Here is a 24,503-nt window from a genome sequence, read left to right on the forward strand (position 1 = left end):
TCGTGTACGCGGTGAGTTCGAGGCGGTGACGGGTCACGTGTTGACCTGGACAACGGGCGTGTAGGTGCCGTCCTGCCGCTCGTACACTTCGATGGGTGGCTGGGCACCGCGCATGAATGCACGTCCCATCTCGATAGCCGGGGTCAGCGGTGCGGCGGCGATGAGGTGCCACTTGGTTGCTCGGGGGCAGGTCTTCTCGACCTCGGCGAGCAGCGTGCGCCAGCGGTCGGCGAAGTTCCGCAGCGTGTCCGAGTGCGAGAAGAGGTTGGGACCGAAGTGATCGGCCCCGGGCCGGATCTCGAAGTACGGCAGCCCCTGGAGTGCGTCCGGAAAGTTGGCCTGTTGGACTTCGGCAGTGAGGGAGGCGGCGAGCACGACCTCCTTGGCGGGCATGGTGCCGGTGGTAGCGCAGGTTAAGAAGTCGTGGATCGAGGCGGTGGGGTCCCAGCGCCAGCCCTGGTCGCCGTCGCGCTGTTTCTGGTAGAGCCGGGTGTCGGTCTTGTCGTCCAGGCGAGATCCCAGGTATACCAGCAGCGGGATCGGGGCGATGGCGAAGATGGACAGGTGCTCGACCTCGCCACTCGCGACCGACTGCTCGATGAGCCCGAGCGTGGCGTCGATCTCTTCCTGGGCCGCACGCCAGTAGGTCGAGCGGTTCGGTTCACCGGCGATCTTGCACAGGAAGTCGCCCTGCCAGCGGCTGTCGACGAGACCGAGGTACCCGTCGGCGAGGAGCGCGTCGGCTGTCTGCCGCTGCGAGGCCAGGGCCGTGGCTCCGCGGACCAGGCCGCCGACGCGCAGCGCAGCGGTGCGCCGCATCCCGCCACTCGTTGCGGCTACCCGAACGCGGTCCTCGTGCTTCTTCTTCAGTGCCCGGAGCCGTTCGGTCGTGAAGTACGGCGCGTGGTCTTCGTTGTCGATCAGCCGGTGGCAGGCGTGGCAGAGCAGCAGGAGGTTTTCTTCGGCTTCCCGGTCCGCGATGTCCTCGGCGAGGCCGCGCGGCGAGCCCGCGGTGGCGGTGGCACCGACGTTGTGGGCGAGTTCGCCTACCAGCACGCTGTGCAGGTAGGACCGGCTGCCGAGCAGCGTCGTGGAGCACATGACACAGCAACCGGCAGCCCTCGACCAGACGGCGAGCCGGACTGTGTCCTTGATGTCTCCCCGCTTGACCGAGGTGTTCCGGACCTGTTTCGACGCCACAAGTCGATGGTACGGACAGGGTCTGACAGAACTGGAGCGCTCCGTGCAGCCAGCGGGAACAGGCGAGTTGATGTGTTCGGGCGCGGATAGGCAGCCGAACCGGATAGCCGCTCGACTGTGACCGACGCCGCGCCACGGCTTAATCAGAGACCCATGCCGCGGCCTGTGCAACGGTGCCGGTCAGTCCCTGGGAGCTACGTGAGCACCCGCTTCCGGACTGGCACCCAGAGGACGGAGTCGGCCAGCCGTCCGTTAGCCATCCCAGTACCAGCGTTAGCTCGATGCGCAGCGTCGGATCGCCGCTCTGCTGACAGCGAGCGACTGCAACAGTCGCTCCTGAGCGACGGTTGGCAGGCGGCCACATGCCGTTCCAGCCTGCATGATGTCAGTAAGCCGAACCATGCTTCGGGCGTCGATGACGGTGAGGATGCTGCGGTTGTCCAGTAGTTCACGTGCAACGTAGGCGTCATCGAAAGCGAGGGCCTGGTCAATCAGGTCCGCAGCCAGGCTCCGTACCTCGGGGTGGTCCAATTGGCCGGCTGCATCGATGACTGCGAGCCCGAGGCGGGTGTGGAAGACGGCAAGGCTGGGTGTGGGCGTCAGCCGTCGGTAGCTGCGGAGCAGTGCGTCAAGGAAGGCCTCTTCCGGTTCGCCGGCCGCCTTGGCGCATAGGTAGGCCAGACATGCGGTGACGGCCTCCTCCCACGGCTCGCCACCGGCGGTTTCGGCGATCATCGTCCGTGCAGATTCGAGCTCGCCAGCGGTGACGTGGGTGATGACCGCGACCTGACGCCCGTCGAGCATCCGTTGGCCGATGCCGTTGTGCCGCTGGAGGTGGTCGTAGGCCTCTTTCCAACGGCCGTTGCTGGTGAGTGCGCGGGTCCCTTCCGCGAGGAGTACGCCCCACAGCCATTGCCGCACTTGGCGGTGATCGTCCTCGGTTCGCGTCAGCCGGCTCGCCAGCAGTGGGCGGCCGTCGATCAGAGTGTCGGTGCGGGATGAGACAGCCCGGAAGAGGTCGCTGAGGAGCCCGAGAGCGGCGTCGCCGTGGCCGTCTCTGATGTGCAGGCGGGCGAGGTTGACCAGCGGCTCCAGGGCATGCCGGGCGTCCTGCGCACCCAGGGGGAGGGCGCGCAGGTACGCGTCGGCATGTTGGTGGCACCACTGCCAGGCCAAATCGGGCTGGCCACAGTCGGAGGCGATCAGCGCAGCCTGGTTGTAGACGGTAGACGCCGCAGCAAGGTCGCCCTCCCGATCGGCGCGTTTGGCGAGGACGCGCAGGTCGTCGACGCGGCTGGTCAGAGCCTTGGCGGCGGGCCGCGGTCGGGCCACAAGGGGGAATCGCCGTAGCAGGTGGCTGGTCGGGTCCATCGTCACTGCCAGGTGACGGTGATGGGGTGGTGCGGGCGGGGGAGGACGAAGTGTCCAGCCGACGGGCTCGCTTCGGTGGGCGCGTCGGGGATTTCGAAGCGCACGGTCCGGGAGCGGTGTTCGGCGTCCCAGACGCGGATCTCGTCGGCGACGTGCTGGGCGAGGCCCTCGCCGGAGGGGCCGTGGCCGATGACGCCCACCTCGTACAGCTTGCCGCCGTCGGCAGCCGGCGGCGCCGGCCGGAGAGTGAGGTACGCGAGGTCGGCGCCGCGGGTGGTGGCCATCGCTCCCCAAGGGAACATGGGGGAGACGGTGCCGCGCTCGATGGCCTCGGGTTTGACGTTCATCCGCATGATGGCGTTGTCGAGACGGCAGGCCAGCCATAGGTCCAGCCACTCGAACGGCACCATGGGCGGGAAGATCACGCCGGTCCACGTCTCGTGTCGTTCGGCGTCGAGCACACCAGCGAGTGCGGCCGCGTCGGCGCTCTGGTCCTTGTGTACCTGCAGGGTCACGTCCTGCTCGTCGGTGAGGGTGACGAGACGTCGCGCATCGTCTCCAATGCCGCGCAGCGGCATGAAGACGGCCAGCTCGCTGCCGACGTCGCGCCAGCCACCTTCGTACCGCTCAAAGACGATCGAGCGGGACGCGGCGCCGCGCAGGCGGAGCGGCACGACCAGGCGGCCGTCCGGGGCGATTTGCTCGAGCCACGTGGTGGGCGTTTCCCAGGCACCGACGGTGGCGATGATCCGGTCGTACGGTGCGGCGTCAGGGTGTCCGAGCGCGCCGTCGCCGTGGACGACTTCGACGTTGGCGACGCCGGCGGCGGCTAGGTGTTTCCGGGCCCCGTCGATGAGGTCGTCATCGACGTCGATGGTGACGACGCGTCCGGTCTCGCCGACGATGGCGGCCAGGAGAGCCGCGTTGTAGCCGGTCCCGGCACCTGCTTCCATGATTCGGTGGCCCGGTCGGGCGTCGAGTTGTTCGAGCATCATGGCTACGATCCGGGGCTGCGAGGCGGCGCTGATCGAGGCGCCGCGACCGTCGGTCTTGGTGTAGACCGGTGCGTCGGCGTACGCCTGCTCGAGCGGCACGCCGGGCAGGAACAGATGCCGTGGTGTCTGCCGCATCGCGGCGTCGACGCCCGGCGTCCGGATGATGTTCTCTGCCCGCAGCCGGTCGGTGAGCTCGGACCGCAGATCGGCAGGTTCACGAAGCGTGGTCATCTCGTCGACGCTAATGGTCGGCGGGATGGGTGTTGAGGTGGACACGGTGCTCCTCCTGATGGGTTCGAAGACGTTCCTGACCGCGAGTGCGGCGAGGGTGGACTGGTCGCGTACGGACAGGCCGATTCGGTTGGCGTGGAAGATGACGTGGTGGGCGATGACCGCGCGCAGGCCCCGTCGGAGGCGGCCGTGCCGTGCCAGGTCGGCCAGGGCCTGACCGGCTGCCTCGAACGCGTCGAGCCATGCGCCGTAGCCCGCGAGCGGCCCGTCCGAGCCGGGACGGCTCAGGCTGCGGATGTCCGCGGTCATCAGTCGGTTGATCGCCCGGCTCAGGGCGGCGGTGGTGGCGCTTTCGGCGGGTAGGGCTGGGGCGGGACGTAGTTCGGCGACCTTGGTCCAGACGTCGCCCTGCTCGTACCAGTCCAGACCGGCGCTGCGCATCAGCGTGCTGCACAGCACGACGGCCAGTTCGCGTCTTCCGAGCGTGGCCGACTCGGCGAAGCCTGGTCCAAGGAGCAACTGTCGGCTGTCCTGATGGAAGAGATCGTGGGCGACGTGCATGCCGGCCGCGCCGCCGAAGGCCAGTGTCTCCGGCTCGTAGAGACCTCGGGTCCAGGTGACGATGCGGTCGTCGACAGCGAGCGTCTCCAGCAGATCCTCGAAGAGGTGGGAGGTGGGATCGTCGGCGAGGTACCGCCACCGCCACGAGGGGTACTTGCGGACGTACCACCAGCCGTGCAGGACGTCGGCGTCCTGAGCAGCAGCCAGTGCTGGGGCGAGCACGGCGGCGGCGATCTGCTCGGCTGCGGCTGGTGTGGAGAACTCGACGGTGTACTGCCGCCATGCGGGTGTCGGCATCGGATCAGACATCCTCACGTGAGGTAGGTCGGGCGGTGAGCAGGCAGGAGTCCCAGGAGCTGTCCGGCACGGACGAGGTGCTGCAGCTCAGCGCCGCCAGTGCCACTCCGGCGGCGCCTTCGAGCAATCCAGGGCCTGGCGTGTCGCCGATTAGGGCAGCAGCCGTACGCCGAGGGCCGGCGCCCGCGGGGTCGATCCGGTTGAGCAGGTGGGGGACCCGGGCGTTGAGGCGGGTCGCATTTCCGGGCAGGGCGTCGGCGGCGACGCGGTGGGCGATGTGGGCCAGGCCCGCGTACCCGTGGCAAAGGGAGGGGTCGGTGGTCGCGGCGAGCTGGCGTCGGTCGGTCAGGACGCGGGCGAGCGCGTGTTCGGCAGTCACACGACGGACCAGGTCACCGGTCGCGAGAGCGGCGAGTTGTTGCGCGCGTGCCAGACCGGCCGTGCCATAGCACCATGACGGCCGCTGGGCGCTCGACGGCGACGCGCGGCCGGCGCGCAGCTGCGACATGGTGACCCAGTACGGCCAGATCGGGCCTGCATCGGTGGTGCTGCGCCACCGGTCAAGCCAGGAGCAGATGGTGGCGATCGCCGCGAGCTGACCCTGTACGCCGACGCCTCGCAGGGCGGCGAGTGCCAGCAAAGCCAGGGGCCCGGCAATACCGTGCGCCATCCCGGTGTTGCCGTGCCCACCGGAAAACCGTTCGTCGGGGCGTCCGTTGGGGCCGCTACCGGTCCACCAGCCGGGCAGCACCTCGCCCTCGCGGTGCAGGGGAGAGGTGAGACGAACCAGGTACTCGAGTACGGCGCGAAGCTCCTGCCCGCCGGACAGTCGGCGCAGCAGGTACGCCCCGATTCCGGTGAGCCCTCGGATCGCATCGAACTCGGCAAGAGCCGGTAGCTCGCCGGCGTCGATGCGGGCGTGCGCGGCGGCCACGCGGCGCCGCGCGTCGGCGGCGATCGCCGTGTCGAGGCCGTCCAGCGCGCGGGCGTACGAGCCGGGCTGGTGGACGGCAGCGCTCACCAGGACGTGCGCCAGCGCGGGGGCGCCGTGGAAGGGGTGGCTGTCGGGGCCCGCCGTTACCGGGCCGCTGGTAGCAGCGGCGAGCCAGTGATGGGCGCGTTGCCACGGTCTTAGCCCTGCCGCTGCCAGCTCCACATGTAGCAGGGCGATGCCGGGTACGCCGAGGGCGAGCGACTGCCGCCACCAGGGTTGGTGGATCGGCAGGCTGGGATCGTCGGGGTGAGCGAGGAGGTCGGCGACCGCGACGGCCAACTCGTGGCTCTCATACGCGAGGCTCATGACCGGCTCCGGGCGAAGTAGGCCAGGGCGGCGGCCCGGGCGAGGTAGCGGCACTGGTCCTCGTCGTCGAAGTCGATGCCGACTGCTCGGATGTAATGCGCATGCATGAGCGAGCCGAGGACGTCGTGAGAGTCGATGCCGTCGGTGTGTGGGCCGGGTAGGTGAGTCCGGTAGACGGCGAGGGCGACGTCCCGGTTCTTCCAGGCGTCAACGATGGCGGAGCCGCCGGCGACCGCACGCAGCGCCGCCCAGTCACCACCGGGCTGGGCGAGGCGGACGGCTTCGCGGAACAGCGGCCGGGGGACCGGCTGGGGTGCAGTGGCGGGGACGTGGTCGATCAGCCAGCGCATTCCGGTTTCGATGCTGCCGGTGTAGGCGACGGCGATGGCCGCGGTGTGCGCGGCGACCAGCGCCTGCCGGCTCGGGCGCACCGTTTGGCGCAGCTGCGTCAGTACGGCGTGGGAGTCGGCGATGAACACCGCCTCAGCGGCTTGCATGGAGGGCCCAGATCCCCACCGGCCGGTCTCAGGGTAGGAGGTGGCGTACTGCACCTCCCGCAGCAGGCCCCGCCGTCGCAGGTCGTCGGCCCACGCGCTGACGCGCTCGGCCGCCGGCCCGAACGCCGAGGCATTCGGCAGCGCGATGCGGAGCCGTAGGTGCTGGTCCGGGTCGCGGAACCGGAGGAACCACCAGTCGGGTGGGGCGTCCCAGTCGGCGATCAGCCGGGGCAGGTGCTCAGCCAGGAGCAGGTCCTGGCGTCGGATGTCTCCGTACAGTTTGACGAGCAGGAGCCGCGAGGCGGCTGGACTCTGCCCCTGGTCGCGTCCGATGACCCGGGCCGGGGTCGGTGTGGGCAGCGGCGGCCAGGGCGGTGGCTCGGTGGCATGCAACGCGACGATGACCTCGTGCGAACGGCCGCCACACCACCCGAGGTCCTCCGGCGTGGGGGCCTCCACGAGGACCGCTCGCGGCGAGGTGAGCAGGTGGGTGCGCAGCAGGACGCGGTGCGCCGACTCGTCGATATCCAGCGGCAGGCGCCGGTCGGCCTCGACCAGGTGCACCAGGCGCGGTAGTCGCCGGCGAGCCCGCCATTCGTCGAGGGCGTCGTCCCAGGCGTACCAGGGCTGGTGCCGGTCGGGCAGCTCGGCGGCCTCCAACCGCCAGGTAGCCGGAGCCAGAATCGCCCTTCCGTAGCGCACCCGGGGGAGGAAGGGCAGCTTCGCCCGGGCGGCGGCGCCCCAGTCGAATGCCGTGACCTGAGCGCACTGGGCCCGCCCGAGCTCGATGAGGAACCGGGCCAGCGGGGGAGTGTGAGTGCGCAGGTTCAAGGCGTGCATGCCGACCGCCTCGATCCGATGGCCTCGATCCGGCGCCGCGAGGTACAGGCGCCGGCCGTCGCAACTCACGGCCAGGTCGTCGACGGTGAGCACCGATCGGCTGGGCCAGCGGTGCTCGGCCAGGCTGATCACCGTTGGCAGCACCTGAACGGCGCGCGCAACGTGCGCAGTCCCGGGATCCAGCGGCGGGAACGACACCTGGGCGGCGACGGTGTCCCGGTCCCCGGCAGGCAGTTCGCTCAAGGCAGCGGCCAGCCATCCCGCGTCGGTCGGCCGCAGCACACTGAGGAACCGGCCGGTCAGCCCGCCGGCGGCCCGGGAGATAGAGGTGACCTCGAGGGTGAATCTGCCGCGGGCCAGGTCCTTCTCGTCGGTGGCCTGCACCCGTACGCATGCCTCCAGGTGCGGAGGAAGGCGTAGCCGCTGCGGTCCCAGGTCCAACTGCGCGATCGTTGCGTCGTCGAGGACGACCTCGGTCGCGGCGTCCAGTGCCGCACGCTGTGCCATCTGCAGCAGTGCCTCGTCGCGGCGGGACATCGGTGAGCGGGGCTCCGGGGCGGAACTGCCCGGATAGCCGTCCGGCAGCCCGATGCCGCTGTCCGGGTCGACCACCTCCCGCACCGGCACCAGCGAACCGATTCCGTAGCGCTCGTAGAAGCGCTGGTGGTAGGCGCGCCAGGCGGCAGTGCCGTAGGGGTACGCGCTCAACCGGGTCAGCACCAGGGTGGCCTGTTCCACCTCTCTGGCTATCTGATCGGGGAACGTCACCGAGGCGTCCAGTCGGAGATCCACGGCGAGCGGCTCGTGCTCGGAGATCGCGAGACTCCGCATCCGCGAGGCCACCAGCCGCCGGGCCGCTGGGGCTTCGTCCGGCTGCGTCGTGTTGTGCCGCCGCAGCCCAGCATTGATCTCGCGTAGAGCGGCGATGACCCCAGCGACGGGCGTACCTGTTCCGTTACCGGCCTCGTCAAGTTGGTCCAGCAGGTATCCGAGCGCGTCCGGCTCCGTGCTGGGAGCGTGCAGGCTCGTGATGAGGGCGCGGTGGGCGATCAGCTGGGTGAGCATTGCCGTGACGGCTGCTGCCGACGCCTGCGGAAACGCTCCACCGAGCTGCGAGGCGAGGACCTCCACCCGAATCGGGCTACGGGCTGCCGCAATGGCGGCCCGTACCGGTGCTGAATGGCGTAGGGAGACCTCCGCCGCTCCCAACTGACCGTCGAGCCCAGGCTGCGGCTGATAGGGGACGATCAGCCGGTCGTCGCGGACCGTCAGCGTGCTGTTCGCGACCACGGCAAGACGGGCGAGCAGCTCCGAGCAGCCTTCGAGGTGGGCGATCACGTCAGTGAGCCAGCCAGCGCCAGCCCGGGCGATCGCCTGATGTGCTGTGCCCCATCGGGTAGGTGCTCTCGAGCCGAACACAGCGGGTGCCACCCCCGCGAGCAGCCCGAACGGCGTGGGGCGACCCAGCAGACGCTGCACGTACCGGGCGACGGCCTGGACCGTCCGCCGTGTCTCACGTACCGAAGCGGTCTCACCCACGCAGAGCTTGCTGACCTGCGCCGCGAGCACCGGGCTCGAGAGCGTGACCGCCTCGGCCACCGTGTCGATGGCCCAGGTCTGTCGTAACCAGGTAACCCAAGACGGCACGAGGTCGGGGCGGGGTTCGGTCAGGTCCGGCCACGGGGGCAGCTCGATGGCCGGATGGGCGACGGCGCGGACAAGCGCGGTGCCCATCGACCGGTAGGCAGAAGACTCCACGGAGCGGCTCACTTGATCATCTCGGTGAGACGGACGGGGGTGCCCGGCCGGCGCCGACCGTCGTGGCGGCGCCGGCCGGCCTTTCAGAGCCCGTTGATCAGGCGACGTTGGTGGTGCACGCGGTGCAGGTGCTGCCGCAGCCGTCGTCGGTCAGGTTGACCAGACCGGCGAGATCCGCCACCTCCAGCAGGCTGACGTCGAGGTCGAACTCGTCGTCACTGGCCGTCGCGCTCAGCTCCAGCGTTCCGATCGCCATGTGTTCCTCCTTGTAGATTCCGCGGGTCGCCCTGACCCGTCTTGAAGCTCGGCGTCCGCGTCTTTGGGGTCGCCGCTACCGCCGGTTGAGGCGGAGATCGAGATGCCGACGGTCCTGGTGCCACGCCAAGTGGATGACCAGCGCGTTGTCGGAGGCGAGTTGGTTCCTGACGGCACCAGCCGAGGTGCTGGGATGGGCCGAGGTTCACCAAGCCGACGATCGCGAACGGGTGCTCTGCCTATCGAGGGCGCTGGTTTCGGGTAGCTGGCGAGCACTCGTGCTGCCCAGGAGTAGTACTCGCAGGGGAAAGGCTTGAGCTGGCAAAAGTAGACGTAGCAGCCGAGACAGAAGCGCTCGTCGTCCTGATGGATGTTCAGGACCACTTGCGCGGTCGCACGGAAGTCGCTTTCCGGACGGGGCCGCGCGTACTGGCTCTTGGCCACGCCAACGGCGGCCATCATGACGACTTGTCCGCTGCGAAGTCACCGAGGCCGCCGTCTATCCAGACCAGCTCTGCGCTGTGGATGCGTTCGCAGTGGGCGGCTCTGCTGCAGACGGCGATCGCCTGGCCTTCGGTGCTCAGCGAGACGGCGGAACCGTCCGGCAGCTCGATACCCCAGGCGATGACCACCCGGGTGTCATCGCCGTCGGGGTAGCGCACCAAGGCGAACCGACGCGGGACCGTCGGGTACTGGCCGGTCATGAGCCGCTCCTGAAAGCTTCGGTGTGCAACCGCGGGTGCTCCGCGGCCTGTGGAAGTGGCCGCGTGCTGAGTGGTTCGCGGTGGCGTGCCGGCGCACGAGGGCACCGGCACGCCACCACGGCACCGGTGGTCCGGCGCGGGATGGCGCGGGGGACGGCGATCCCGAGCAGCACAGACCTCCGGCGTGCGCGGGCGGGAGAGCTGCAGACGTCGCGGGTCAACGCCTGCGTGCTCTCCGACCGCGCACTGGTCCGAGGCGAGCGGGCCTCCTGCACAGCACCCACCCCGAACCCGTCCAGGCCAGCCTCATGACGGCCGTCGCATTGGCGCCGGAGCTCGTTCGCTCTAGCCGCCGAACCCTGGGCGAGAACCCGTGGGTGGCGACGGTCACTGACTGGCATGCCAACGACCTTGGCCGGTGCGGTCTGTCGCCAGCTAGCCATCGGTGAGCGCCTCACGGTGGGCCTCTCACGGTGAGACGACGGGCCGCAGAACCGGCGGCAGGGGCGGACATCTGGCAGGCGGCCGACTACTGTGCGCAGTATCCGCAGTTGGAGGGAGTGACCACCCATGCAGCGGGTCGTCAGGCCGCAGTGGTGGCACGAGGGCAATCACCGCGGGGTCAGCATTCGCGTACACCTCGCTCGCCACGACATCGGAGCGGTCTTCGGCTTCCTCAAGGAACGCGGCTTCAGCTGGTCCGCCATCGCGACCGCAACCGGTCTGGGCGCCAGCCGAGTCTCGGAGATTGCCGCGGGGCGCCGCATCGTCACCGACTACTCCGTGCTGGAGCGCATCGCCGAAGGGCTGTGCATCCCGCGCCACTACATGGGGCTCGCCCTCGACGAACACGCTCTTCACCACCGGCAGGGCGCGTCCTTCGGGCAGGCCGGAGGTGCGGCGCCGCTCGATCCTCGCGAGCTGCTCGGCGTCGTGGCGAGCATCGCGGTAGGCGCGATACCCGCCGGCGTAGAGCGGTGGCTACCCAGCTCTCAGGAGGTCGCCGTCCCGGTCGCCGTCGGCCAGGACGAAGTAGCCACCGTCCGTGCTGTCACCGCCTTCCACCGTAGGCTCGATGCCGCTGCCGGAGGAGGGCGCTGCCTTCAATCCGCGCGCGGGTACGTGGCGTGGGCGACGCAGCTTCTGCAAGCGCAGTGCGACGAGGTCGTTGCTGCCGAGCTGCGGGCTGCCCTCGCGGAGCTACACAACCTCGTGGGTTGGGTGGCGCATGATCTCGACGATCACGACCTGGCGCGTCGACATCTCACCCAGAGCCTCGTCTTGGCGCGACAGACCAATTCGCTGCCGCTGCTGGCCAACACGCTGTATCGCCTCGGGCGGGTCAGCCTGCACCAGGAACAACCGGCCGAAGCGCTTCAACTGTTCGGTCTCGGCCAGCTCGCGGCGCAGCAGGCTGGCTGTCATGCCAGCGTCGGCATACTTCACGCCAACTCCGCGTGGGCCTACGCGCTTCTTGGCACCGACCACCAGGTCGTCGACAGCCTGGCCCGCGCACGGTGCGAGCTCGATCAGGCAGACCCGGATACCGCACCGGACTGGACACACTTTGCGCTGACCGAAGCCGACGTACACGGGATCTCGGCCGTCGTCTATTCCGCCCTGGCCCGCCACCCAAAGCACGTGCGTTACGTCGACGGCGCAGCTGAGCACTCCCACCAGGCGGTCCGGCTGCGCCGACCGCAAGATCGTCGGTCCTTCATCTTCGACACGATCTCGGTCGCCACGGCGAGTATTCTGGCCGGTGATCTCGCTACCGCTGGCGAGTACGGGACGAAGGCGGTGGGGCTGGTGGCGGACGGAATGCGATCGGCTCGCGTCAACGATCGTCTGAACGCACTGTGGAAGCTTGCCGCGCCGCAAGTTGAGCGGGAGCCCGCGCTCGCTGCTCTTGGCGGTCGCATCGCGGAGCTGCAGGCGGTCTGATGACTACCGCGCTTAGCGACGCTGTCGCCTTGGAACTCCGCACCCATCTGGGCCACGTGTGCGAGCAGATCGGCGTCGACCCAAATGACGCCAGGCTCGTCAAATACACGATGAATGCGGTGTTCGTGGCACCGCCGTTTGTGATCCGACTTGCTGCCGGGCCCCACGCTGCGACACTTGCCCGCCGAGTGGTGTCGGTCGCGGCGTCTCTGGAGCAGGCCGGCATGCCTACGGTGCGGCTGGCCTCTAGCATGATGTCCCAGCCGATCTTCAGCGAGGGCTGGGTCGCAACGGCATGGCAGTACGTCCCGACTGTCAGCGACGAGCCCAAGCCGGTTGACCTGGCCGCGCCGCTACGCGTACTCCACAGCCTCGATCGGCTCGATATAGCGCTGCCACAGTGGTCGCCAATTGAGAAGTTCCGCCGGCGTCTCGGCGCTACCGCAGCGCTACCACCCGAGGATGCCGTTGAGCTGGAGCAATGGTCGAGGACGGAACTGGGGGTCCCCGTTGCCGACCTGCTGCGCGATCTTTATTTGCGCTGCGACGAGGCAGAAGAGGATCTCGATCGGGTCGCGTGGCGGCTGCAGCCGGGCGTCATACACGGAGACGCACACACCGGGAATATTCTCTTGCCGGCACCAGGTGACGGTGCGGCCGCTCGCCCGGATCCTCTGCTCTGCGACTTGGACGGGATGTGTATCGGTCCGCGGGAGTGGGACCTCGTGCCGACCGCCCACGGAGCTACCCGGTTCGGGCGCCCCGCATCGGACTACCAAAGCTTCGTCGACGCCTACGGAGTTGACCTCACCGCCTGGGCAGGCTGGCCGGTTTTGCGCCGCGTTCGGGAACTGCAGCTCGTTACCAGCACAATTGACACCCTTGCCGGCCGTCCCGACGTAGCTCGTGAGCTCGCCCACCGGCTTCGATCCCTCTTCGCGAACGATTTCGAGGCCACATGGCGTCGCCACCGGTAGCAGGTGTGTACCTGCCTTTCAGCCATTCTCAACCCTGAGGCAGTCCAGAACGGGGCTGAGGCTGCCCAGCGAGGCAGGGCAATCCGGACGATGTTGCGCCCGTCGGCAGCGGTCGCTGCCGACGGGCGCTTCTGTGCCAGGACCGTCACTCAGTGCTGTTCTTCGAAACCAGCTTGGTCGAACTTGAGAGCGCTGCTGTTCTCGGAGATCGTGCGAACTTGAAACTCCGAGAAGCCGTGAGCGGCTTCGGCCTCGATCTCGACGCGGAGCTTCAAGTTGACACCAGGCGAGGCGGTCAGGTGCTGAATCACCTCGTCCATCAGCTTCTTGAAGTCCAGTCCGTAGTGCGTTGCGTCGAGGGTCTTGCTCCCGAAGAAGTAGTCGACCTTCGGCTTTGGTGCTGGTCCGGGACCGGGGCCAGGCCCCGGCTCAGGACCGGGCCCAGGCCCAGGTCCGGGTCCCGGGCCGGGCCCCGGCTCGGGTTCCGGCTCAGGGGGTGTTTCGCGCTGTCGCTGCGCGAGCGCTACCTCTGGCTTGACCAAGAGAGTGGCATCGGTGACCTGGCCGAAGTCACCCTCCGGGGGCAGCTTGAGTCCCTCGTAACGTTCCCCGTCGAAGGAGAGGGCAGCAGCGAAGCCCTCCTGCTGCCACAGCAGCGGCTGGTCAGCAACGCCCCGGGCCAACACCGATCTGTCCCTCAGCCGTGGCATGTAGGGGTACGTGGTGTACTGGCGCCAGAGGTCACCGACCCTGACGTGACCGCTTTCCCACAGCTTCGGAAGACGGTTGAGCCAGAGCGAGATGGCCGCAGCCGCCTGCTGGGTCGCCAAGGCTCCATCGGCACCGAGCCGTTTCGACACGCGTTCTGCTAGCGACGTCGACTGCCCCTCCGCCTTGGTGGCGGTGATGACGAACGGCGACCCGGGGTTAGGTGCCTCCGGCACGAGCGCCCAGTGATAGGCACCCAGCAGCCGCGAGTTGACAGTGTCCTGCGCCTGCCGCTTCTTGTCCGTCGCCTGGTTCTTCTGATTCTGGGTGAGATCGAGTTCGTCGGCGTTGTCCAGTACGTGCGACCACCCGAGGTAGTCCCGCACCGCCGATTCCAGTTCCTCCATGCGGTTCACGTCGGCTGCGAGGAAAACCAACATATTGCGGTGCACTCGGTGGGCGGTCCCACGCTGGTCCGTCGCGGACCGCGCGAACTTCATGGCGCTGGACTCCTGGTTACCTTTCTTGTGGGTGACCTTGGGGTGCAGGATGACCAGCCGCGCCTCATCGGTGTCGGGGATGTCGCCGTTGTCCTCGGGACAGATGTGCACGCCGGCGAAGTCGCCGCGCCGCTGGGCCTGGTCGGCGAGCCTGCGGCGCACCTCGGCCCAGACCTCTTCGACGTGCAGCCGCTCGGCCTGGTCTTTGGCCCGGCGGGTGATGTTGGCCTGAAGGTCGTACCAGTACTTCCCCGACCCGGAGTAGAAGTAGGTTGCCCGGTCTCCGAGGGCGGAGAGCGCGGAGTGGAAGTTGCCCGGGATGTCACCGGGAATCGCGGTGCCGAGGAAGACGCGCTGACGCTCCAGGCCCTTGTGTGCTGAGCCGATGGTCGGAGCGGCGCCGAAGAAGACGGCCCGGGCCAGCCGCTTGGTGACCCGGCGGGTTTGAAGCAGCGGCTTTTCGTTATCGATCTTGGTGGGTTCGGAGTTCGGGCCGTCAACGTCGGCGTCGATGATCGCCTTCCACGAGTCCTGCAGGTACTGCGTGAGTTCGGAGTTCACCGCGGAGGTCGCGAGCGGAATCGACCCAGGCATGATCAGCGGACCACTGTCTTCCCCCACCCATAAGGCGTGAATGACGGTGTTCATCAGGCGCAGTACACCGCGTGTCCGTTGGAAGCGCTCGAGGCTCGACCAGTCCTCGTAGAGCCGGTCGAACAGCTCCGGGTGAATCGGGTAGGTCCGCTTGATCCGGTCCTCGTAGGTCCCGTCCCGGGCCTCACGGGGGAACTCGTCGCTGTGCTTGCGGTAGAACTCCACGAACGCTCGTGCCGTGGCGCCGATGGAGGCCAGGGCGTTCGCGTCGGGGATGACGAAGAGCCGTTGCCGGACGATGTGGTAGGCCTCGTCCGAAGAAGCGGGCCGCCACTGGTCGGCGACCCGGCGGACGACGTTCTGCAGCCGCTGCAGCGCCTCAAGGCCACGGCGACCGCCGACCTCCTCAGCGTTACCAGCGACGACCTCGTTGGGGTCCTTTCCTGTCTCGGAGGCGGGGATCGAGATTGCCAGCAGCACTCCGCTGGTTGCCTTGGCCGCCTCGGTCAGAGACTGGGCGAAGGTGAACTGGGTGTCGAACGTGCCGCCCGTGATGCCGGCGGTAGTCGCCTCTTCTGGATGGTCGGGTAGCTGCCGAGCGTAGGCCACCCACTCGTCGATCAGGATGACCGCCGGCGAATACGCCGCGAGCAGGTCGTGCAGTGCTCGGCCGGGGTTGGTGCCGGCCCGGTCGGCGTCCGCGACCATCGCGTACGCCTCCGCACCGTGCTCCGCACCGCCGAGCTGCCAGGCGAGTTCGCCCCACACGGTTCTCACCACGGTGCCGTCCGGCTTGGTCTCACCGGTAGGGGCGAAGTGATTGCCGACGATGGCGACTCGGTTGGCGTCCTTGATCGTGTCGTAGCCCAGTGGCCCCAGCAGGTCTTGCGTGTCCTGAGGGAAGGACCCGAGGGGTGTGCCGTCAGCCAGGTGCCAGAGCGCCAGCATCGAGTGGGTCTTGCCGCCACCGAAGTTGGTCTGCAGGTTGATGACCGGAGAGGCGTTGTCGTCCCCGGTCATCCTCCGGACCGCGCGGTCGACGAGGTCGCGCAGACCCTCTGTCAGGTAGGTACGCGAGAAGAACTGCACCGGGTCGGCGTAGTCGTTGCCGGCCTGCCCTTGGGCGACCTTGAAGAGGTCGGCGGCGAACTCAGAGGCCTGGAAGTTGCCGGTTGCCACGTCGTCGTGCGGTCGGAGTACCTCGCGCCATGGCCGGAGCCCCGTCGAGTCAGCCGTCTCGGCGGCGGCCTTGAGCGTACGGCGGTCGTCCTTCTCCGCCGTGACCCGGCGCAGGTTCAGCCGAATCTTGGCGACCTCTGTCACCGCCTCGGACGCGCCGATGCCGGACAGCAGCCGTTCCGCGGTGTCGAGCGCCCGGTAGGCGTCGTCGTTGCTGAATGAGGACCCGTGTGCCCAGCCGTTGCGCACGTCGCGCAACTCACTGGCGTAGGACTGCTGGAGCTTCGACAGCTGGCCGTCGAACGGGAACCAGCCGGGCTTGACCTGGTGGGGGATGTTTTCGGTCAGCATGCGCAGCTGAAGCTGCGGGTCGGTCGTCGAGTAGGCCTTACCCGAGACGCCGTTCTTAGAGTCCTTGAGTGCGACAAGCTGCGTCCACTCGTGGCCCTGCGGCAGTTGTGGAGACAGGATCCTCGTGATGAAGTCGTTCAGCGCCGGGGACAGCGCGTCGAACATCTGGCCGATGCGGTCGCGGTTCGAGATTGCCATGTCAGTTGAGTTCCCACTCCTTGACCAGAATTCCCGTGAGCTCGGCCTGCCGTCGCTCCAGCACCTCCGGCGTCCACACTGGCTCTGTGATCACCCTGGTGGTTAGGGCGAAGCCGGTGACGCCGGCCGCAGGATCGAAGTACTTCGTCTTCTTCGTCAAGAAGTCGTAGTTCTGCGCATAGCTGTTCTTGGCCCGGTTGAGTAGCAGGAGGTTCCCGAGGCGGTGGGTCCAGAAGGCTCTCTCCTCGTCGGTGAAATCCTTGACCCACTGGCTGTCGGCACGCGGTCTCTGCGGCAGCACGTGCTCGACACTAATGATCTTGTGCTGATAGGAGACTCCAGGAGAGCCCGCCAGTAACTCGTCGAGCCGCAGCAGCACGTACTTTCGCACTGGCTGCACCTTGTAGAGCTCCCCGTCAAGGCGTTCCCGCGTCTCCTCCCGCTCGTCGGCGGTGAGTTCGAAGGCCGCCGCGCCAACGCCGGCGCCGGAGTCGAGCTGCTTGAGCAGCTCGATGTATCGGGTTACCCGAGGAGTGGTGTAAACGCGTCGGATTAGCATGCTGGCGGCGAGCCGCTCCAGCCGACGCAGGAAGGCGTCGAGGAACAGGGGGTCGTCGTCGTGGTTGCGCAGCGCCCACAGCGCCGCCGGGCGCCAGTCGCTGTTGTCGAGCTGGACCATGCGCTGAAGCCAATCGTCGACCTGGGACCAGGCGGGGGCGTGCTGGCCATAGTCCTGGTTCAGCAGGTGCGCGTACGCAGTGGCGTAAGGAATGAGCATGTCGTCGACAAAGGCCGTGGCCTTGCCAGTCTTGGTGTACGCGTTGAGCACCTGATGGGGAAACTCGATCAGCAGTTCCCGCTGGCCGCGCGCCTTTGCCACGATCATCCGCAGATGCAGGAACAAGTCGGCGAACGTCGTACGGCCGAGGTTCTGTTCCGCGGTCTCCCATGCCTTCGCGTATTCCTGCTGCTGAGCTGCGTCGATGGAGCCGATCACTTCGGACTTGAAGATGTCGGACGGTTCGAGGTCGAGACCTCGGGCGTTCATCACGCTGAAAATTCGGTGGGCGCTGGCCAGGTCCGGTGTGCTGACAACCACCAGGAAGGTCCGGTTGCGTGCGAGGGTCGCGAGGGCGCTGCGCTTCTCGTCGGTCCAGTCCGACAAGCGTCCCCACAAGGCGCTGGTGTTGTCCCGGATGGCCCGCTGGCTGTCGTTGGCCAGCGCATGGTCATTGAGAGTCAGCAGATCGTCCAGCCGACCGGGGGTCTGCACATACGTCGTGAAGAACCCGGAGTCCTGATCGCGCAGCAACAGACGCGGCTTCGCCTTGATACCGTCGAGAGCCACCCCCGGCTCTAGGACCATGTGACGCAGCACGACAGCGGCCTCGTCGTTCTCGGCGAGGTCCCGCAGGACGGCCAGCAGGATGCTGAGCGTCGTCAGACGCTGCTGGCCATCGATGACGTCCGCCTGCGGCGTGTTCTCATCCGGCTTGACCAGGACAAGAGAACCGAGGAAGTACGGCTCGGCCGCGTCCCGGACGAGCGCGTCCTCAAGGTCGTCAAGGAGCTGCAACGCCTGCTCTGTGCCCCAGGCGTAGGGTCGCTGATAGTGCGGGATGGCGAAGTCGAAGTCCGCCGAGAAAATCTTCCTCAGTGGGTGCTCGTGTGCCTTCAGCGGCATCAGTCGTCCTCCTCGGAGAATTCGAACTCGCCCTGCTGGTGAGCTGCCGGCGCGGCCTTGGACGCGTCAACGACGTCACCCCACGACTGGGCGACGGCGTTGAAGCTGAGAGCGTCCTTGGTCCAGCCGTTCTTCTCCGCGACGGAGAACAGCAGGAACGCCAGTTCCTTCACCAGGTCGAGGTCCACGGCGCCGTCCGGACGATTTTGCGCAGTCGCCAGGAACCCGCCGGCCGCCGGGACCCCCTCGGTCTCGAGGATCCGCATGGTGTGGTGCAGAACTTCCCACGTCGAGGTGTGGTCGTCGGCGAGCACGTCATAGTCGGCCGCGGTGTCGGCAGGCTTGATCAGCGTGACCTTGCCAGCACGGCTGGTCAGAATCTCGTCGCGGTCCATCCGCTCCACGGAGGTGTTCCGGGCGCGGGCCAGGTTGTCGGCGTCGCCGAACGTTCCGGTGTCGTAGCCGTGCTGGCGATACCAGGCGATCGCGAACCGGGTCGTGGAGTCGAAGTCGCCTTCCTGCTCGCTTAGCACCTGGTCGAGGATCTCGTTGATGCGCGTCAGCGCCGACCGCACCGTCATCCGGGAGCCGTCCGGCTCCAGCACCTTGGAATACCGGCTGAACACTGCCATCCCCGGGCCGATCGCCGCCTGTGGAAGGTCTACGGGGGCGATCGCGCCCTGCTGCAATTTGCGTAGGGCATCCGGCAATTCGGCCTGAAGTGCCGAGATAAGTCCTCGGCGATCGGTCGTGGGCGCGTTCTCGGGGCGAGGTCGTAGAGCCAACACGATTGCTGATGCGAGTGCGTTGGTACCTACGGCGACCATCCTGCCGCTCCGCTCGCTTCGGCTGGGCCACGTTGCAGTGATCGTCCAGCGGCTGCGGATCATGCCATCCAAGAGGGTTTCCCAGCCAGAGGAGGCTGTGCCCTCGTCCGAAATCTCGGATTGCTTGAACGCGTACCACACAGTGATCGGAAAATCTGGAGTTGCGTCAGCCCTCGCATTGGCGAATACCCTGCGGAATCCATCCTCGAAGAACTTCTTGGCGCGGTCATTGCCGCCATTCCTGTATGGGTTCGCCACCAACTCTTCAGCTTTGGGTACAAGCATCGTGCTCAGTAGGAGAGGGTGAATGTGGCGTAAGGAGCGGCGAAGCCATACGTAGAAGAAGTCGGCCAAGTCAGAGTATACGATGTTGTCGTAGTAAGGTGGGTCTGTGCTGATAACGAAATTCGCAAATGTGCGGGTCGCTGCGTCCTGCTGACTCGCGTGCGACGGTGGTCCGGGTGTTAATGCTTCCAGGGCTTTGGCCATCGTTGATGTCGCGATAGCAATGTCGCCCGCAGCGCCGCCGAAAGGTGAAACCTCAACGAAGTCCCATGCCATGGGGATGGCCTGTCTCGCGAACAGGTTCCGAGCCTGGTCCCGGCTGCTCGACCAGGTCACAATCGCGTTCAAGAGGTCTGTAGTCCTGCTGACTGCCAGCCCCAAATAGGTCGCTACAGCATCCGCATACGCCTCGGCTCCGGTGCCGGCAGCCTCAAGTCTTCCGTCTTCGGTCATGCCGGCCTTCAGCGCATCTCGCAGTACCAGCTCACGAGCCTCGCCTACAAGGTCGCTATAGGTAGTCAGCGCAACGATTTGGCGATCCGTGAAATAGTCTGAGAAGGTAAAAAAGCCATACCTCTTACCCTGTGCATTCCCGCCAAACGTTCCCCGCCCCTCTGCGTTCAACGCAGTGTCAGTGATGCGAATTTGTTGAGCCGCTGTTGTGGCTACCCGCGCGGCCGCTAGGTCTGCTGGGGTTGGCTTTGAATAGAGTCGCCGCCGATTTCCTGCCGACACGACTGCTAGAAGTCTGTGCGGCGGCTTTTCCTTAACATCTAGCTGATCGTGTACGTGGGCTGGAGGGATTGCTGACCCGCATACCCAGCAGTCGAACTTTGCGCCCTGTCCGCGCTTGTTTGGCTCCGCTCGTCGACGACCCGTCTCGAGCTCGAAGTCGACACGACCTTCTGCGACGACCGGCCGAAGCCAGACCTCCTGCCCTCGCTTCGTGCTCAGATCGAGCGTGGAGAGGAGCGGTACTTCCGCGCCGCACGCCGGGTTGGGGCAGGTTACGGTGCGCGCCCAGATCCATGCGATTACGGTTGCCTTTTTTCCTCCGGTGCCGGCAGCCTTGGGGTACAGGTGACCGATTCGCTTCTCGGCTTCATCACGCATCCATGCAGCGTAAGCTCGTATGTCCGCAGCCAATCCCTGAAAGTTCTTCCAGGTGCGGATCTCGGAACCGGACAAGCCGGAAAATACTGGCAACTGGTCTCGGAACTTCGGTGGGATCTCGATGAGGGCTTTGTTGATCAGAACTGCGACAGGGTTCAGGTCCGAAGCGTGCGCTTCCAGGCCCAGCCGCTGCGCCTCCAAGGGGATAGTGCCGCCGCCGGCGAATGGGTCAAGGATTGGTGGAGGGTTGCCATCGCACGACTTCATAATTTCCGTACGGGCCTTCGCGAGTACGCGTTCGTCGCGCGCGTTCTCCCACACCACGAGTTCCTCGATGATGCCGTGCAGCCGCTCGCGCTCGGCGCGCTGCGCCTCCTCGGTGCGGAACTTGTCGGGATGCGACGACGGGTCGTCGACAAGCTGAGCAAACAAGACCGCCCGCGCTGCGGCCAGCGGCCGGCGGGCCCACCACAGGTGCAGGGTCGAAGGATGGCCCTGGCGGATCGACTTCTCCCGGGCCGACTCGCGGTTGATTTTCTCCAGGGGGAGGGAGACCTCGATCAGCTTGCGCTTCATCAACTTCCTCTTGCTCTGTGACTCAGAAGGGTGCGGTGCCGGCGGTCCAGGTCTTCGCCCAGCTGGCCCGGATGCCGGTCGCAGCGAGATCACCGAAGTCGACGCCCGTGAAGGGCTCGGCGACGTACCGTACCTGGTCGTGAACGGGACCTGACTTGCTCACGGTGACCAGGGCGAGCCGGTAGTGGGGGACGGCATTCTTGCCGGTGACGACCTCGTTGTGGGTGACGTAGAAGTCCTCGGCGCCCTCGATGCGTGCCTTGACCTCGATGCGGATCGAGGGGCTGCCGTCGGCCGGGATGGACAGGATGTCGTATCCGGGGTTGTTGAAGGCCTGCTCCTGCGGCTCCCGGTCGAGCGTGCGCTCGGTGGCGAGAACCAGTTCGATGCCGCGCCGCTCGACGGCCTTAGTTTCCTTGGCGTGGATCGGAGCGTCGGCCGGGATTTCGGCGTTGACCATCGACAGCGGCAGCACGAGCGCGGCGGTCATGATGCGCGGCGGCTTGGTGGCCAACTGGGCCTGCTGGTCGAGCAGCGTGAGCCGCGCCTCGCGGCGGATCTGGAGTTCCTGTGCTTTGCGCATCAGGCTGTCGGAGCTCTCCTTCGGCTTCGCGCCGACCTGCTCCTTCTCCTGGGCTGCCATTGCCTCGCCGATGAGCCGATTCGACTCGTGCGCCAACCGCTGGTCAACCCGTGTCCGGGTGCGCTCGATCTCGGTGAGCCGGCGAGGCGAGACCTCGGCGAGATAGTCCTTGAGCTGGTGGCCGATGATCCAGGTCCGGGCGCGGGCCTCGGCCTCACCGAGCCACGCCAGCTTCATCGCTGCGGCCACAGCCGGCGTACGCGGGGCAGCCACGCAGTCAAGGTAGGGTGCCGGGCCGGCGGGCCTGACCTGGCCGGTGGCGTCGACGTAGGCGTAGCCGAAGCGGCGGGAGATCGACTCCCCGGTGCCGTCGACGACCTCCTCCACCACGCCGACCAACAGGGACGGCTCCTCGATCTTTGGCGACACCAGGACGGTGCCGCGATCGAGGATCGGTCGGAGCTGTGTGATGGTGAGCTCAGCCACAGCGTCGTGCAGTGGATGCCCGGGGGCGAGTAGGTCGGCGCGCGGCTTGTCGGCCACATCGATGCAGTCGAGCTCGAACGTCACTCGTTCGTAGCGGGTGGCGACCGGGCCGTGTCTGGTGACAGCGCGCACGGCCGCGGGCACGTGGGTGATCTCGTAGCGGCCACGCTCACGTCTGGCGAGCCGACCGCCGAGGCGTTGGAAGGCCAGGCGGAACGCCCACTCGATGTAGTGCGGCTGCAGGCGGCGGGCACGAGCTTCCTCCATGAGCCGCTGCATCTGCGCTAGATCGGTGTCCGACATGGCGTCATGGGTGAGTGCGCGGTCCTCGAGGAGCTCCTTGAGACCGTGGGCGACCGACTCGTCGATGACCTGTTCCATCTTGGCCCGGGTCTCGGGGAGGTCGCCGTAGCGGATGGCTTCGATCAGCAGCTCCCGCAACGGTGTCTCGTCGAAGGCCGCGCCCAGGACGTCGAAGACCTTGCCGCCGTACGCCTTGCGCTGTTCCTCGACCTTCTGCAGCAACCGGGTGAACACCTCGCCCTCGCGGGTGTTGGCGGCCACGAGGTTCCAGAGGCGGCACACCTCGGTCTGGCCGATGCGGTGGACGCGGCCGAAGCGCTGCTCGATGCGGTTGGGGTTCCACGGCAGGTCGTAGTTGACCATGAGGTGGGCGGCTTGGAGATTCAGGCCTTCGCCGGCGGCGTCGGTGGCCAGGAGCACCTGACAGGCGGGGCTCTTGGTGAATTCTTCGGTGATGGCGCGGCGGTCGGCGCGTCGGACACCGCCGTGGATGGCCTGCACCGTGTCCGGCTTGCCGAAGAGCGAGCGGATCTTGCGGGCCAGGTAGTCGAGGGTGTCGCGGTGCTCGGTGAAGATGATCAGCTTGCGTGGTGTGTCGGCGCCGGGATGGATGAGCTCGTTATCCTCGAGGATCCTGCGCAGCTCGACCCACTTGCGATCCGTGTCGAGGTTACGGATCCGCTGGGCGATGTGGATCAGCTCGTCGAGGTCGGCCAACTCGGCGTTGAGTTCCTCGATGGTGCGTGCGGAGGTGGCAGCGTCGAGCAACTCCTCCTCGACCCGCTCGACTTCTTCGGCGCTGTATTCGTCGTTGTCCAGGTCGCGCAGGTTGATCGCGGCCGGGTCGTCACCGACGCCGTGCCCGTGGATCAGGTCGTCGCGGCGACGCTTGAGCCGCCCGGCGCGTCGGACCAGGGACTGGTAGATCGCCTCAGGGCTGGAGGCCAGGCGCCGCTGGAGCACCGTGAGCGCGAAACCGACCGTGTTGCGGCGCTTGTCGTCCAGCCGTGCGGCCCGGTTCATCCCCTCGCGTACGTATTCAGTGACCCGTTCGTAGAGATCCTGCTCGTCGGCGGTGAGCTCGTAGGGCACGGTCTGGGCGATACGTTCTGGGAAAAGCGGTTTGCCCTCGAAAGTGAGTAGGTCTTCCTTGACCATGCGTCGCATGAGCCCGCTGGTGTCCGGATTGTGTACGCCGGTCTTGAACTTGCCCTCGAAGCCGTCGCGCTCCAGCAGAGTGAGGAAGAGCTGGAAGTCCTCCTCTTTGCCCGCGTGGGGGGTGGCGGTCATCAGCAACAGGTGGCGCGTGCGGTCGCGCAGCTTCTCACCGAGTTGAAAGCGTCGGGTCTTGTTCAGCTTGCCGCCGAAGTAGTTCGCGCCCATCCGGTGGGCCTCGTCGACGACGACGAGGTCGAACTCGGCGTCGTCGATGTGGGCAGCCAGAGCCTCGTTGCGCGCGAGCTGATCCATGCGTGCGATGAGCAGCGGGTGCTGCTCGAAGACGCTCGACCCCAACGCGGCGTCGACCATGGCTGTGGTGAGGATGTCGAAGCGCAGGCCGAACTTGAAGAACAGTTCGTCCTGCCACTGGTCGACCAGCCCGCCGGGCGCCACGATCAGGCAGCGCTTGACGTCGTCGCGGAGCAGGAGTTCCTTGACGTAGAGACCAGCCATGATCGTCTTACCGGCGCCGGGGTCGTCGGCCAGCAGGAACCGCAGGGGCATACGGTCGAGCATCTCGCCGTAGACAGCGCGGATCTGATGAGGCAGCGGCTGCACGTCGCTCGTCGCCACCGCCAGCATCGGGTCGAACAACCCGGCCAGGGAGATTCGCTGTGCTTCCGCGACCAGTCGAAATTCTTGAGCATCGGCGTCGAACGGACGGCTGCCCGCGTCGGAGAGGCTCAGCTTGGGCTCGTCGGCGCGGAAGAGCACCTGCTGACGCAGGCTTCCGTCAAGGGTCTTGTAGGTCAGCTCAACAGCATCGGAGCCGTGCCACTGCGCGGCGAGCACCGAGACAATCTCGCCAGGGACCACACCGGCCACCCGGAGACCGGACGAGAGATCCTCAAGCCGCACCAGTCACCTCCAGCTCGACAGCCCGCAGCGCTTACCGACGAAGAACGACACTACTGACCAGCTCAAGATCCGCACAGACCGGCAGGTGCGGCACTTGTCGTGCGTCG

Annotated in this window: 13 protein-coding genes; 2 read left to right on the top strand and 11 right to left on the bottom strand. The window is 67.2% G+C overall.

Annotated features, from left to right (window positions below; all coding sequences use genetic code 11):
* Nucleotides 1-33 precede the first annotated feature (33 nt).
* From ACQ452_RS11580 to ACQ452_RS11610, 7 genes are all read right to left on the bottom strand, one after another.
* On the bottom strand, nucleotides 34-1,200 hold the full coding sequence (locus tag ACQ452_RS11580) for an SAVED domain-containing protein (RefSeq protein WP_433393021.1): 1,167 nt from the start codon (nucleotides 1,198-1,200) through the stop codon (nucleotides 34-36).
* A 273-nt stretch (nucleotides 1,201-1,473) separates the two neighbouring features.
* On the bottom strand, nucleotides 1,474-2,571 hold the full coding sequence (locus tag ACQ452_RS11585) for a hypothetical protein (RefSeq protein ID WP_433394106.1): 1,098 nt from the start codon (nucleotides 2,569-2,571) through the stop codon (nucleotides 1,474-1,476).
* Nucleotides 2,572-2,573: 2 nt separating this feature from the next.
* Nucleotides 2,574-4,655, bottom strand: coding sequence for a methyltransferase, FxLD system (gene fxlM, locus ACQ452_RS11590; RefSeq protein WP_433393023.1), 2,082 nt, complete (start codon nucleotides 4,653-4,655; stop codon nucleotides 2,574-2,576).
* Nucleotides 4,656-4,659: 4 nt separating this feature from the next.
* Nucleotides 4,660-5,955, bottom strand: a complete 1,296-nt coding sequence (locus ACQ452_RS11595; RefSeq protein WP_433393025.1) for a lanthionine synthetase C family protein — start codon at nucleotides 5,953-5,955, stop codon at nucleotides 4,660-4,662.
* Nucleotides 5,952-9,050 carry a lantibiotic dehydratase gene (locus ACQ452_RS11600; RefSeq protein WP_433393027.1) on the bottom strand — a complete coding sequence of 1,033 codons (3,099 nt, stop codon included), beginning with the start codon at nucleotides 9,048-9,050 and terminating at the stop codon, nucleotides 5,952-5,954. The genes ACQ452_RS11595 and ACQ452_RS11600 overlap by 4 nt, the downstream gene beginning before the upstream one ends.
* Before the next feature lie 97 nt (nucleotides 9,051-9,147).
* Nucleotides 9,148-9,306 carry an FxLD family lanthipeptide gene (locus ACQ452_RS11605; RefSeq protein ID WP_393404515.1) on the bottom strand — a complete coding sequence of 53 codons (159 nt, stop codon included), beginning with the start codon at nucleotides 9,304-9,306 and terminating at the stop codon, nucleotides 9,148-9,150.
* Nucleotides 9,307-9,763: 457 nt separating this feature from the next.
* Nucleotides 9,764-10,009 carry a hypothetical protein gene (locus ACQ452_RS11610; RefSeq protein ID WP_433393029.1) on the bottom strand — a complete coding sequence of 82 codons (246 nt, stop codon included), beginning with the start codon at nucleotides 10,007-10,009 and terminating at the stop codon, nucleotides 9,764-9,766.
* 570 nt (nucleotides 10,010-10,579) lie between these two features.
* Here ACQ452_RS11610 and ACQ452_RS11615 point away from each other — a divergent pair.
* Both ACQ452_RS11615 and ACQ452_RS11620 read left to right on the top strand, forming a co-directional pair.
* On the top strand, nucleotides 10,580-11,953 hold the full coding sequence (locus ACQ452_RS11615) for a hypothetical protein (RefSeq protein WP_433393031.1): 1,374 nt from the start codon (nucleotides 10,580-10,582) through the stop codon (nucleotides 11,951-11,953).
* 29 nt (nucleotides 11,954-11,982) lie between these two features.
* Nucleotides 11,983-12,930 carry a phosphotransferase gene (locus ACQ452_RS11620; protein WP_433393033.1) on the top strand — a complete coding sequence of 316 codons (948 nt, stop codon included), beginning with the start codon at nucleotides 11,983-11,985 and terminating at the stop codon, nucleotides 12,928-12,930.
* Nucleotides 12,931-13,079: 149 nt separating this feature from the next.
* Here ACQ452_RS11620 and ACQ452_RS11625 read toward each other — a convergent pair whose 3' ends face one another.
* Genes ACQ452_RS11625 through ACQ452_RS11640 form a run of 4 tightly spaced genes read right to left on the bottom strand, consistent with a single transcriptional unit; the run spans nucleotide 13,080 to nucleotide 24,396 of the window.
* The gene (locus tag ACQ452_RS11625) at nucleotides 13,080-16,460 is read right to left on the bottom strand and encodes a Swt1 family HEPN domain-containing protein (RefSeq protein WP_433393035.1); all 3,381 of its coding nucleotides are present in this window, start codon (nucleotides 16,458-16,460) and stop codon (nucleotides 13,080-13,082) included.
* Between the two features lies 1 nt (nucleotide 16,461).
* Entirely contained in the window at nucleotides 16,462-18,144 is a 1,683-nt protein-coding gene (locus ACQ452_RS11630; protein ID WP_433393037.1) for a DUF262 domain-containing protein, read from the bottom strand.
* Nucleotides 18,144-20,945: a DUF1156 domain-containing protein gene (locus ACQ452_RS11635; RefSeq protein ID WP_433393039.1), complete on the bottom strand. Its 2,802-nt coding sequence runs from the start codon at nucleotides 20,943-20,945 to the stop codon at nucleotides 18,144-18,146. The genes ACQ452_RS11630 and ACQ452_RS11635 overlap by 1 nt, the downstream gene beginning before the upstream one ends.
* 22 nt (nucleotides 20,946-20,967) lie before the next feature.
* Nucleotides 20,968-24,396 carry a helicase-related protein gene (locus ACQ452_RS11640; RefSeq protein ID WP_433393040.1) on the bottom strand — a complete coding sequence of 1,143 codons (3,429 nt, stop codon included), beginning with the start codon at nucleotides 24,394-24,396 and terminating at the stop codon, nucleotides 20,968-20,970.
* Nucleotides 24,397-24,503 lie beyond the last annotated feature (107 nt).

The organism is Micromonospora sp. KLBMP9576 (assembly GCF_050941805.1).
Lineage (GTDB): Bacteria > Actinomycetota > Actinomycetes > Mycobacteriales > Micromonosporaceae > Micromonospora.